Genomic DNA, 12,531 nt, shown 5'->3' with positions numbered 1-12,531 from the left:
GAGCCGGTCGCCGTAGAACCCGGAGGCGTTGCCGATGCGCAGCGGCCGCCGGTCCCGCCTCACAGCGCCCCTCCGGTGGGGGTACGGCCGGGACCCGTGGGCGTACGGCCGGGACCCGCCGCTGAGCGGCCCGGCTCCGCCGGTGTACGGCCGGGACCCGCCGCTGAGCGGCCCGGCTCCGCCGGTGTACGGCCGGGGCCCGCCGGGCCGGCGAAGGCCTGTGCGATGTCCAGCCAGCGGTCCGCGTCCGGCCCCTCCGCCGTCACGGCCACATCGGCCCGGTGCACCCGCTGGGTCACCAGCAGGCAGAAGTCGAGCGCCGGCCCGGTGACCCGCTGCGCCGCGTCCGGCGGCCCGTACGCCCAGACCTCCGCCCCGTCGGGGGCGGTCAGCTCGACCCGGAACTCCTCGGCCGGCACGGGCAGTCCGCGCACCGCGTAGGCGTAGTCCCGGGCCCGTACCCCGATCCGGGCCACGTGCCGCAGCCGCGCGGTCGGCACCCGCCGTACGCCGAGCGCGTCGGCGATGTCCTGGCCGTGCGCCCAGGTCTCCATCAGGCGGGCACTGGCCATCGAGGCGGCTTTCATGGGCGGCCCGTACCAGGGGAAGCGGGCGTCCGGGGAGGCGGCGGCGAGGGCCTCGTCCAGCGCCGTACGCCCGGCCCGCCAGCGGGCCAGCAGCTCGGCGGGCGGCGATGCGGCGCCTTCGGCCGCGCCCTCGTCGACGAAGCTGTCGGGAGCGGCGAGTGCCGTCTCCACCAGGCGGCCGAAGGCGTCGGCATCGGTCAGGGACAGCAGCGCCGACCGGTCGGTCCAGGCGAGGTGGGCGATCTGGTGGGCGATGCTCCAGCCGGCTGCCGGCGTCGGCAACGCCCAGGATTGCGCATCGAGTTCGGCGACGAGCAGGTCGAGTTCCCGGCCCTCCTCCCGCAGATCGGACCGGACGGCAACGAACGGGTCGAGCACGGTGCGCTCCCCTCGGGGACGACGGCGTGAGGGGAAGACTGGCAGCGGCGAAGAAAACAATCAAGCATGCTTGCATGATTTGTTGCGCCGAACGTGCCGATCCGGCCACGGGACACACCGAGGGCCATCTCCGCCCGGCCGCACCCCCGTTCAGCGGCCGGGCGAAGACAGTCGAGGGGGGTCAGGCGGCCCGGCTGAAGTCCATCGTCCAGTTGAGCAGCCAGTTCTCCCCGCCGTCGGTGGAGAAGTACTGCTCCCAGCGCGCGGAGTCCTCGGTGATGCCCGACCAGACGAACCGCACCCGCACCGGCTTCCCGTCGTGGCTGTCCTCCCCGTGGAACTCGCCGCGCCCGTCCTCGAACCGGCCGGTGACGGGCGGGAAGAGGGTGCCGGTCCGGCGGCTGGCCCAGTACAGCGACCACTGCGCGCGCTCGGGGTCGTACAGGCGGAGCGTCAGCCCGGCGAAGCCCTTGGTCGGGAAGTCGATCTCGTCGAAGCTCGCCGCGCCGTCGAAGTGGCGCGTGCCGTGGGTGACCGCCGGGAACTCCTCCCAGTCGCTGTCGGCGTCCAGGAAGTCGGTGCGCCAGCGGTTGGCGACGGTCCAGTGTCCGGCCAGGAAGTCGAAATCGTTCATGGGCTGCACGCTAAGGAGCATCCACTGACATCCTGTGTCAGTGGAGTGCCCGTGAAGTCCAGCCGCCTCATCTCGATGCTGCTCCTGCTCCAGACCCGGGGCCGGATGACCGCCGCCGAACTCGCCGCCGAGCTGGAGGTGTCGGTCCGTACGGTCTACCGCGACGCGGAGGCGCTTTCGGCGGCTGGCGTGCCGCTCTACGGGGACGCCGGGCACAGCGGCGGCTACCAGCTGCTCGGCGGCTACCGGACCCGGCTGACCGGCCTCAGCACCGGCGAGGCGGAGGCCCTGTTCCTGTCCGGCATGCCCGGGCCGGCCGCCGAGCTCGGACTCGGCCCGGCCCTGTCGGCGGCCCAGCTGAAACTGCGGGCCGCCCTCCCGCCCGAACTGCGCGCCCAGGCCGACCGGATGCGGCTGCGCTTCCACCTGGACGCGCCGGGCTGGTACGCCGACCAGGAGGAGGCGCCGTTCCTCCCCCAGGTCGCGGACGCGGTGTGGCGGAGCCGGGTGATCGAGGTGCGGTACCGGCGGTGGCAGCGGCCGCGGGAGGTGGAGCGGCGGCTGCGGCCGTACGGGCTGGTCCTCAAGGCGGGCTGCTGGTACCTGATCGCCGCGCCGGACACCGCCGACACCGCCGACACCGCCGAGACCGCCGAGACCGCCGAGACCGCTGCCGTCGCCGTCGCCCCGGCCGGCGACACCGCCGCCGACACCCCCGCCGGCAACACCGGCTCCTCCGCCGCCGTGCGTACGGGTCCGCGTACCTACCGGGTCGACCAGGTGCTGGCGCTCACCGAGACCGGCGCCGGCTTCGAGCTGCCGCCGGAGTTCGACCTGGCGGCACACTGGCGGGCCGCCCAGCGCGATTTCCTCGACCGGCTGCGGCAGGGCGAGGCACTGGTACGGGTTTCCGCGCGCGGCGCCGCCGAGCTCACCGGCGCGCAGGCCCGGGCGGTGGCCGAATCCGGCGTCCGGGAGGCGGACGGCTGGATCCGGGTCACGCTGCCGGTCGAAGCGCCGGAGCAGGCGGAGGCCCGGTTCCTCGCCCTCGGCACCGAGATCGAGGTGCTCGGCCCGCCGGAGCTGCGGGCCCGGATCGCCGCCACGGCCCGCGCCCTGGCGGCCCGGTACCTCAGCCCGCCCGCTTGCGGGTCTGCGAGCGCACCGCCCCCATGCTCGCCGCGATGACCAGGGCTATGGCGAAGGCATCGGTCACGCCCATCGCCTGGTTCAGCACCAGGAATCCGGCGGTGGCCGCGATGGCGGGCTCCAGGCTCATCAGGATCGCGAAGGTGGGCGCGGCCATCCGGCGCAGGGCGAGCAGCTCGAGCGTGTAGGGCAGGACCGAGGACAGCACCGCCACACCGACGCCCAGCGCCAGCGTGCCCGGGACCAGCAGGGCCGAGCCGGCCTCCGCGATGCCGAGCGGGAGGGACAGGACGGCGGCCACCGCCATCGCCAGGGCCAGGCCGTCGGCCTGCGGGAAGCGGCGGCCGGTCCGGGCGCTGAACACGATGTACGCCGCCCACATCGCGCCCGCGCCGAGCGCGAAGGCCGCACCGGCCGGGTCGAGCCCGCCGAAGCCGAAGCCGCCGCCGTCACCGCCGTGGCCGGAGAGCAGCACCACCCCGCCCAGGGCGAGGGCCGCCCAGAGGAGGTTGACCAGGCGCCGGGAGACGATCACCGACAGGGCGAGCGGGCCGAGGACCTCCAGGGTCACGGCCGGGCCGAGCGGAATGCGGTCGATGGCCTGGTAGAAGAGGCCGTTCATGCCGGCCATGGCCGCTCCGAAGGCGAGGATCGTGCCCCAGTCGGATCGGGCGTAGCCGCGGATCTTCGGCCGGCAGATCAGCAGCAGCACGACCGCGGCGGCGGCCAGCCGCAGCGCGACCACGCCCGCCGCCCCGGCCCGCGGCATGATCATGACCGCGAGTGCCGCTCCGAACTGGACCGACACCCCGGCCGTGAACACCAGGCCCACGGGCCCGAGCTGCGAGGGGGTGCGGCCGGGGGTGGGGGTCGTGGCCGTGGGGGTGGTGGCCGTGGGGGCCGGGGTGGGGACGGGAGCGGCGGAGCGGGTCATTCCACCAGACTAAGGCTGATGTAAGGAGCGTGCTGCCGTGTTTTGCCTTACACGGGGTGGTGGGGCGGGTCCGCGGGGTCCAGGGCTTCGGCCAGGACTTCGGCGAGGTGGCGGGGCCGGGGCCGGGGGGCGTCGGGCCGGCCGGTGTGCGGGGCCAGCTGGGTGATCTGGGTGCGGCAGGAGAAGCCGTCGGCGAGGACCACCGCCCGGTCCGGGTCGGCGGCCCGCAGGGCCGGCAGCAGCTGCTCCTCCGCGCAGGCCACGGACACGTCGTAGTGGCCCGGCTCGAAGCCGAAGTTCCCGGCGAGGCCGCAGCAGCCGCCGGAGAGCTCCCCGGTCAGCCCCGCCCGCTCGCGAAGCCGGCGGTCCGCCGCGTCGCCCAGCACGGCGTGCTGGTGGCAGTGGGTCTGCCCGGCCACCGGGCGGTCCAGCCGGGGCGGCCGCCAGTCCGGGGCGAGCTCTTCCAGGGCCTCGGCGAAGGTCCGTACGGAGGCGGCCACCCGGGCGGCGCGCGGGTCGTCGGGGAGGAGGCGGGGGAGGTCGGTGCGGAGGGCGGCGGCGCAGCTGGGTTCGAGGAGGATCAGGGGGGTCTCGGCAGGGGCGAGGGTGTCGAGGGTGTCGAGGGTGCGGCGGAGGGTGGTGCGGGCGCGGGCCAGGCGGCCGGTGGAGGTGTAGGTGAGGGCGCAGCACACCCTGCCGGGTGGGGGCTGGACGTCGATGCCGGCGGCGCGGAGCACGTGGAGGGCGGCTTGGCCCACCTCGGGGGCGAGGTACTCGGTGAAGGTGTCCGGCCAGAGCGCGGCGAGGGGGCGGGCCTGCCCTGCGGGCGGCCGTTCCCCACCCCGCCCCTTCCCCGCAGTACCGATATGCGGCTCCGCCGCGTGGGGGCTCCGCCCCGGACCCCGTTCGGGGGCTCCACCCCCGGACCCCCGCGCCTCGAACGCCGGCGGGGCTGGAGTGGGGCCCGACCCCGGCAGGGACGGGTGGGACGGCTCGGACGCCGCCGGGGCTGGGGACAGCTCCGGCCCCGGCAAGGGTGGGCGGGACAGACCGGACGCCGACGGGGCTGAAGACGGCTCCGGCCCCGGCAGGGGCGGGTGGGACGGATCGCCCGCCGACGGGGCTGAGGGTGGCTCCGACTCCGGCAAGGCCGGAGAGGGCTCCGAGCCCGCCAGGGGTCGGAGGGAGGACCCGAGCTCCCGCGGAGCCGACCGTCGCCACCAGCGGGTGAAGGGTTCTCGGGCCAGGTTGGGGAGGGGGCGTTCCGGGGTGAGGCCGGAGAGGCGGGTGGCGGCCGGGAGGCGGGTGAGGGTGTTGAAGAGGCGGGTGGCTCGGAGGGTGGAGATCAGGTGGAGCCAGGTGGGGAGGCTGCCGAGGGTGTAGTGGGACAGCGGGCGGAGGCGGCCCGACCAGTGGTGGTGCAGGAACTCGGTCTTGTACGCGGCCATGTCGACGCCGACCGGGCAGTCGCTCAGGCAGCCCTTGCAGCCCAGGCACAGGTCGAGCGCCTCCCGGACCTCCTCGGAGCGCCAGCCGCCGGTGACCACCTCGCCGGCCAGCATCTCGTGCAGCAGCCGGGCCCGGCCCCGGGTGGAGTGCTGTTCCTCGCCGGTGACCCGGTAGGAGGGGCACATCACCCCCGGCCCGGACACGGCCGTGGTGCGGCACTTCGCGACCCCGACGCAGCGGACCACCTCGCGGGCCAGCGGGAGGGCGGGGCCGGGCAGGCGGTCCCCGCCGTCGCGCAGGAAGGCGAAGCGCAGGTTCTCGTCCAGGCGGGCCGGGCGGACGAGGATGCCCGGGTTCATGCCGCCCGCCGGGTCCCACGCGTCCTTGTACGCGGCGAAGAGGTCCACCACCTCCGGCCCGTACATCCGCGGCAGCAGCTCCGCCCGCGCCTGCCCGTCGCCGTGCTCTCCCGACAGGGAGCCGCCGTGCGCCACCACCAGGTCGGCGAGGTCCGAGGAGAACTCCCGGAAGCGGGCCACCCCGTCGGCCGTCACCAGGTCGAAGTCGATCCGGGCGTGGACGCAGCCCTCCCCGAAGTGCCCGTACGGTGCACCGCGCAGCCCGTACCGGCGCAGCAGCGCCCGGAATTCGCGCAGGTAGCCGCCCAGCCGGGCCGGCGGGACCGCGCAGTCCTCCCAGCCCGGCCAGGCCTCGCCGCCGTCCGGGAGCCGGGTCGCGGTGCCCGCCGCGTCCTCCCGGATCCGCCACAGGGCGCGCTGCCCCGCCGGGTCGGCGACCAGGGCGGAGTCCACGGCATCGGCCGCCCGGGCCGCCTCCGCCGCCGTGGCGGCGTCCGGCATTTCGACGAACAGCCAGGCGGCGCCCCGGGGCAGGCCGGCCGCGGCCGGGCCGGGCAGCAGGTCGGCGGCCATGCCCTCCACGGTGAGCGGGCCGAACGGCAGCAGGCCCGCCGCCGCGTCGGCCGCCGCACTCTCGTCGGCGTAGCCGAGGACGAGGAGCACCGGGGCGCGCGGCGCCTCCACCAGGCGGACGACGGCCTCCGTCACCACGCCCAGCGTGCCCTCGCTGCCGCAGAAGGCCCGGGCCACGCCCACTCCCCGTTCGGGCAGCAGCGCGTCCAGTGCGTAGCCGGAGATGCGGCGCCCGAAGTCGGCCGGCATGCCGGTGCGGAGCAGGCCCAGGTGAGCGGTGATCAGCGGCTGGAGGCCGGCCGGGGCGCCCGCCCAGCCGGTGCCGATGCGATGCACTCCGGTGTTCCGTCCACCGTCCGCGCCCGCGTTCCCGTAGGTGAGCACCGACAGTTCCGCCACGTTGTCGGCGGTGGTGCCCCAGGCCACGGAGTGCGGGCCGCACGCGTTGTTGCCGATCATCCCGCCGAGGGTGCAGCGGGACCGGGTGGACGGATCGGGGCCGAAGGTCAGGCCGTACGGGGCGGCGGCCGCCCGCAGCGCGTCCAGGACGAGACCGGGCTGGACCACCGCCGTGCGGGCGGCCGGGTCCAGCGCGATCAGCCCGGCCATGTGGCGGGTGAAGTCGAGGACCACGCCCGTACCGGTGGCCTGGCCGCCGATGGAGGTGCCGCCGCCCCGCGGCACCACCGGTACCCCGGCCTCGGCGGCCACCCGCAGGGCCGCCGCCACGTCCTCGGTGTCCCGCGGGGCGACCACCCCGGCCGGCACCCGCCGGTAGTTGGAGGCGTCCATGGTCGTCAGGGCCCGCGCGGCCGCACCGAAATCCACCTCGCCGCGGACCGCCGCCCGCAGCTCCCGCTCCAGACCCGTCATCCGTCCATGATGCTTCCCCTTGCCGGTGTCTCCCGTACGTGAGGTTCCGCACGGGAGGTTTCCGTACGCGAGGTTTCCGCACGGGAGGTTTCCGTACGCGAGGTTTCCGCACGGGAGGTTCCGTACCTGATGTTTCCCGTCTCATCCGGTGGACATTCGGCGTCGGGGGCCGGGGTGACCGGATACGCTCCGCTCGTGGCTGAGATCCAGATTCCCGCTGACATCAAGCCCGCCGACGGTCGCTTCGGCGCGGGCCCCTCCAAGGTGCGGACGGAAGCGCTGGACGCGCTGGCCGCCACCGGAACCTCCCTGCTCGGTACCTCCCACCGCCAAGCCCCGGTCAAGAACCTGGTCGGCTCCGTGCGGCAGGGCATCCGGGACCTCTTCTCCCTGCCCGAGGGATACGAGGTGATCCTGGGCAACGGCGGCTCCACCGCCTTCTGGGACATCGCGACGCACGGGCTGATCGAAGAGAAGTCCCAGCACCTCACGTTCGGTGAGTTCTCCTCCAAGTTCGCCAAGGCCGCCAAGCTGGCGCCGTGGCTGGCCGAGCCCACCGTGATCTCCTCCGACCCGGGCACCCACCCCGAGGCGTCCGCCGAGGCGGGCGTGGACGTGTACGCGTTCACGCACAACGAGACCTCCACCGGTGTCGCCGCCCCGCTCAAGCGGGTCGCGGGCGCCGACGAGGGTGCGCTCGTCCTGGTGGACGCCACCTCGGGCGCGGGCGGTCTGCCGGTGGACATCACCGAGACCGACGTCTACTACTTCGCCCCGCAGAAGTCCTTCGCCTCGGACGGCGGCCTGTGGCTGGCCGCGTTCTCCCCGGCCGCCCTGGAGCGCGCCCAGCGCATCCACGCCTCGGGCCGGCACATCCCGGAGTTCTTCTCGCTGCCGACGGCGATCGACAACTCGCTGAAGAACCAGACGTACAACACCCCGGCACTGTCCACCCTCTTCCTGCTGAACCAGCAGCTGGAGTGGATCAACGGCCAGGGCGGCCTGGACTGGGCGACCACCCGTACGGCGGCCTCCGCGGGCAACCTGTACGGCTGGGCGGAGGCGTCGAAGTACGCCGAGCCGTTCGTCACCGACCCGGCGAAGCGGTCCGCGGTCATCGGCACGATCGACTTCTCGGACGACGTGGACGCCGCGGCGGTCGCCAAGGTGCTGCGCGCCAACGGCATCGTCGACACCGAGCCGTACCGCAAGCTCGGCCGCAACCAGCTGCGCATCGCGATGTTCCCGGCGATCGACCCGGCCGACGTGCAGGCGCTGACCGCGTGCATCGACTACGTGATCGAGAAGCTGTAACCCTGCACCCTGCCCGTGGCCCGTACGTGCATACGTGCGTGCGTACGCGGTGAAGCCCCTGGTGACGGACCGTCACCGGGGGCTTCGGTGTTCCTGACCGCCGGGGATCCTCGCCGGGACTCCAACGCGGTGGTCTTCGCGCACCTCACCGGCAAGGCGCAGACGGTCCGCCCGCGCGTCGCCGGGCAGTCCGCGCACGATACCTTCGGGGTCCCAGAACTTCAGGAGGCGGCGGCGTGAGCGTGCGAGTAACGGCGGACCGGGGCGGCGCGGACCCCTTCGGCACGGCCCGGCTGCGGCGCGGGGTGCTCGACGCGTGGGGCGCGGGCCCGGCCCGGTTCCGGGAGGACGCCAACGCGGAGGAGGACCTCGCGCTCGGCGGCTACCGCGACCGGCTCGTCGTCGAACTCGCGCAGAACGCCGCCGATGCCGCCGCCCGGGCCAAGGTGCCGGGCCGGCTGCGGATCACACTGCACCCGAGCGGGCCCGGCGAGGGCGGGTACGGGGTGCTGGCCGTGGCCAACACCGGTGCCCCGCTGGACGCCACCGGGGTGGAGTCGCTGAGCACCCTGCGGGCCTCGGCGAAGCGGGAGCCCGCCGATACCGCGCAGAGCGTCGGCCGGTTCGGTGTCGGCTTCGCCGCCGTCCTCGCCGTCACCGACGAACCGGCCGTGGTCGGCCGGCACGGCGGGGTCCGCTGGTCCCTGGCCGAGGCCCGCGAACTCGCCGCCGGCGCCTCCCAGGGCAGCCCCGGCCTCGGCGACGAACTGCGCCGCCGCGACGGCCACGTGCCGCTGCTGCGGCTGCCGCTGCCCGCCGAGGGCACGGCGCCCGAGGGCTACGACACGGTGGTGATCCTGCCGCTGCGGGACGCGGCCGCCCGGGACCTGACCGAGCGGCTGCTGGCCGGGATCGACGACGCGCTGCTGCTGACCCTGCCCGGGCTGCGCGAGGTGGTCGTGGAGACCCCGGCGGGCGCACGGACCCTGGAGCGGCGCGTCGAGGGCGCGCACACGGTGATCGACGACAGCGCCTCGGACATCCGCTACTGGCGCACCGTGCGCCACTCCGGGGGCATCGACCGCGCGCTGCTCGCCGACCGGCCCGTCGAGGAGCGGCTGCGGCCCGACTGGACGGTGACCTGGGCGGTTCCGGTGGACGCGGAGGGCGCGCCGGTCCGGCCGGACACCGCACCGGTGGTGCACGCCCCCACCCCCACCGACGAGCCCCTCGGCATCCCCGCCCTGCTGATCGCCTCGCTGCCGCTGGACACCACCCGCCGGCACCCCGCGCCCGGCCCGCTGACCGACTTCCTGGTGGAGCGGGCGGCCGAGGCGTACGCCGAACTCCTCGGCGGCTGGGAGCCGGTGAGCACGGCGCTGGTGGACCTGGTGCCGGGCCCGCTCGGCAAGGGCGAGCTCGACGGCGCGCTGCGGGCCGCGATCCTACAGCGGCTGCCCCGCACCTCCTTCCTGGCCCCGGCGGCCCCTTCCGAGGAGCTGACCTCGCTGCGCCCCTTCGAGGCCGAGGTGGTCGAGGGTGCGGGCGCGGACACCGTGCGGGTCCTCGCCGAGGTGCTGCCGACGCTGCTGCCCGCCGGGCTGGAGCGCCGGGCCGAACTGCGCACCCTGGGCGTCGGCCGGCTCCCGCTGGGCGACGCGATCGAGCGGATCGCCGGCGTGGACCGGCCGCCGCACTGGTGGCACCGGCTGTACGACACCCTGGCCGGGGTGGACCCGGACCGTCTCTCGGGCCTCCCGGTCCCGCTGGCACCCGAGAGCGAAGCCGCTGCCGAGGCGGCCGCGGCCCTCGGAGGCGGAGAGGGGCCGGACTCCGCGCTGGGCGAAGGCCCGGCCGGCGGGCCGGAGTGGGAAGGCGGGGGCCCCTCCTCGGGCGTGCGCGTGCGCACCGCCATCGGCCCCCGGCACATCCTGCTGCCCGGGCCCGACACCCCTGCCGGGCTGACCCGGCTCGGGCTGAAGATCGCCCACCCGGACGCCGCGCATCCGCTGCTGGAGAAGCTCGGTGCGATCCCCGCCAACCCGCGGGCCGTGCTGAGCACCCCCCAGGTCCGGGCCGCGGTCGCGGCCTCGCTCGACGCGGGCGAGATCTGGGACGAGGACGCCCTCGATCCCGACGAGCTCGCCGAGATCGTCCTCGGCCTGGTCCGGGAGGCGGACCTGCTGCCGGGCGACGAGCCCTGGCTGGGTGCGCTGGCGCTGCCCGACGAGGACGGGGAACTCACCCCGGCCGGTGAGCTGGTACTGCCCGGTTCACCCTTCGCGTCCGTCATCCGCGAGGGTGAACTCCCGTACGTCGACCAGGAGCTGGCGGACCGCTGGGGCGAGCAGCCGCTGACCGCGGTGGGCGTGCTGGCCGGTTTCCAGCTGGTCCGCGCCACCGACGTGGTCCTCGACCCGGACGAACTGGAGCCGCGCGAAGGGGACTTCGCCGAGCCCGACGACGCGGGCCTGCTGGACGCGGTCGACGTGTGGTGCGAGGACGTGCTCGACCAGCTGCCCGACACCCCGGTGCCGCCGGTGGCCACCGAGCTGGTCGCCGTACGGGACCTGGACCTGGTGGACGACGACCGCTGGCCGCAGGCGCTGGCGCTGCTCGCCCAGCCGCCGCTGCGGGACGCCCTGACCCAGCCGGTCCGGATCCTGCTGCCGGACGGCACCACGCAGACCGTCCGCCCGTACACCGCCTGGTGGCTGCGCGACCACCCGGTGCTCGACGGCCGCCGCCCGGCCGGACTCCGGGCGGCCGGCGGGGACCCGCTGCTGGAGGGCCTCTACACCTCGGCGGACGCCACCGGGTTCGAAGACGAGCAGGTGCTGCGGGCGCTGGGGGTACGGACCTCGGTGGCCGCACTGCTCGACGAGCCCGGAGGTGCTGCCGAGCTGCTGGGCCGGCTCGCCGACCCGGACCGGGAGGTGACGGGCCGCCAGCTGCACGCCCTGTACGGGGCGCTGGCCGATCTGGAGCCGGAGCAGGTCACCCTGCCCGACGAGCTGCGCGCGGTGGTGGACGGCGAGGTGGTGGTGGTCGACGCGACCGACGCGGTGGTCGCCGACGCACCGGACCTGCTGCCGCTGACGGCCGGGCTGCCGTTGCTCCCGGTGGCGCCCTCCCGGGCGGCGGACCTCGCGGACCTGCTCCAGGTCCGCCGGCTGTCCGAGACCGTCGCGGCGGAGGTCACCACGCCCGGCGAGCTGCACGAGGTACCGGAGTCGGTGCGGGTGCTGCTGGGTCCGGCGACTCCGGCGACCTATGTGGAGCACGAGGAGCTGATCGCGGGCGGCACCGAACTGGACTGGCGCCGCACCCCCGACGGGACGCTGCACGCGGCCACCCTGGAGGGGGTGGCGGCGGGTCTTGCCTGGTCGGCGGGGCAGTGGCCGCGCCGCTTCGAGGTCGCGGCCCTGCTGGAGGACCCGTCGCGGACGGCGGAACTGGCCCGGGACCGCTGGTTCGACTGACGCTGCCCCGCCGGCGGGCCGGGTTCGACCGGCCCGGCCCCGCCGGCGGGCCGCCCGAGGGCACCCCTCAGGCGTCGGCGGCCCGAGGGCATCCCTCAGGCGTCGACGGCCCGCCGGTAGGTGCACACGTGCACGCCCGCCTCGCTGATCGCCGTGGAGGTCAGCTCGAACGTGCGCAGCCCGCCGCCGGCCGGGAAGATCGTCTTGCCGCCGCCGAGCACCACCGGCATGACCATGAGGCGGAGTTCGTCGACGAGGTCCTCGCTCAGCAGGGTGCTCGCGAGGGTGGGGCTGCCCATGACCAGCAGGTCGCCGCCGTCGGCCTCGCGGAGCTCGCGGATGGCGACGACGGCCTTGTCGCCGGCGATCAGGGTGGTGTTGTCCCAGGTCAGGTCGGACTCGCCGAGGGTCGAGGACACCACGTACTTCCGGATGGAGTTCATCCGGTCGGCGAACGGGTCGCCGGCCCGCTCCGGCCACGCCCCGGCCATCGTCTGCCAGGTGCGGCGGCCGAAGAGCAGCGCCTCGGCATCGCCCAGGGCCTTGTCGAAGGCGCCTCCGACGACCTCCGGGTCGAAGAAGGGGTGCGACCAGCCGCCGTGCGTGAATCCGCCGGTGGTGTCCTCCTCGGCGCCGCCGGGCGCCTGCACGATGCCGTCGAGGCTGATGAACTCACTGATGACGATGCGCATGGGACCGCTCCTCTTCCTTGCTTCGGTGGTTACGGCAATGGAGACCGCCGTGCCGCCCGGAAATCATCGCCGTCCGCGCGACCTTCGCATGTGATGTGGGTCACGTT

Annotated in this window: 9 protein-coding genes; 4 read left to right on the top strand and 5 right to left on the bottom strand. The window is 75.2% G+C overall.

Annotation, left to right across the window (positions count from 1 at the left end; all coding sequences use genetic code 11):
- Positions 1–59: 59 nt before the first annotated feature.
- On the bottom strand, positions 60–965 hold the full coding sequence (locus AB0447_RS31180) for a TIGR03084 family metal-binding protein (protein WP_366480211.1): 906 nt from the start codon (positions 963–965) through the stop codon (positions 60–62).
- Positions 966–1,146: 181 nt separating this feature from the next.
- Positions 1,147–1,608: a hypothetical protein gene (locus AB0447_RS31175; protein WP_366480210.1), complete on the bottom strand. Its 462-nt coding sequence runs from the start codon at positions 1,606–1,608 to the stop codon at positions 1,147–1,149.
- 42 nt (positions 1,609–1,650) lie between these two features.
- On the opposite strand from AB0447_RS31175, the gene AB0447_RS31170 reads away from it, so the two are divergent.
- Positions 1,651–2,787, top strand: coding sequence for a WYL domain-containing protein (locus AB0447_RS31170; protein WP_366480209.1), 1,137 nt, complete (start codon positions 1,651–1,653; stop codon positions 2,785–2,787).
- Here AB0447_RS31170 and AB0447_RS31165 read toward each other — a convergent pair.
- Positions 2,732–3,682 carry an EamA family transporter gene (locus AB0447_RS31165; RefSeq protein WP_366480208.1) on the bottom strand — a complete coding sequence of 317 codons (951 nt, stop codon included), beginning with the start codon at positions 3,680–3,682 and terminating at the stop codon, positions 2,732–2,734. The genes AB0447_RS31170 and AB0447_RS31165 overlap by 56 nt on opposite strands.
- 47 nt (positions 3,683–3,729) lie before the next feature.
- On the bottom strand, positions 3,730–6,936 hold the full coding sequence (locus AB0447_RS31160; protein WP_366480207.1) for an FAD-linked oxidase C-terminal domain-containing protein: 3,207 nt from the start codon (positions 6,934–6,936) through the stop codon (positions 3,730–3,732).
- A 195-nt stretch (positions 6,937–7,131) separates the two neighbouring features.
- Here AB0447_RS31160 and serC point away from each other — a divergent pair, with 195 nt between their 5' ends.
- The 3 genes from serC to AB0447_RS31145 all read left to right on the top strand — a co-directional run bounded on the left by serC (position 7,132) and on the right by AB0447_RS31145 (position 11,732).
- Positions 7,132–8,250 carry a phosphoserine transaminase gene (gene serC / locus AB0447_RS31155; protein WP_366480206.1) on the top strand — a complete coding sequence of 373 codons (1,119 nt, stop codon included), beginning with the start codon at positions 7,132–7,134 and terminating at the stop codon, positions 8,248–8,250.
- 87 nt (positions 8,251–8,337) lie between these two features.
- Positions 8,338–8,490: a hypothetical protein gene (locus AB0447_RS31150; RefSeq protein ID WP_366480205.1), complete on the top strand. Its 153-nt coding sequence runs from the start codon at positions 8,338–8,340 to the stop codon at positions 8,488–8,490.
- Positions 8,487–11,732, top strand: coding sequence for a molecular chaperone Hsp90 (locus AB0447_RS31145; protein ID WP_366480204.1), 3,246 nt, complete (start codon positions 8,487–8,489; stop codon positions 11,730–11,732). The genes AB0447_RS31150 and AB0447_RS31145 overlap by 4 nt, the downstream gene beginning before the upstream one ends.
- Positions 11,733–11,827: 95 nt before the next feature.
- On the opposite strand, the gene AB0447_RS31140 is transcribed toward AB0447_RS31145, so the two are convergent.
- Entirely contained in the window at positions 11,828–12,424 is a 597-nt protein-coding gene (locus AB0447_RS31140) for a dihydrofolate reductase family protein (protein WP_366480203.1), read from the bottom strand.
- Positions 12,425–12,531 lie beyond the last annotated feature (107 nt).

It is taken from the genome of Streptomyces sp. NPDC051211, from assembly GCF_040689505.1.
Taxonomy (GTDB): Bacteria; Actinomycetota; Actinomycetes; order Streptomycetales; family Streptomycetaceae; genus Streptomyces.
This window is presented reverse-complemented; position numbering and strand designations above follow the sequence as displayed.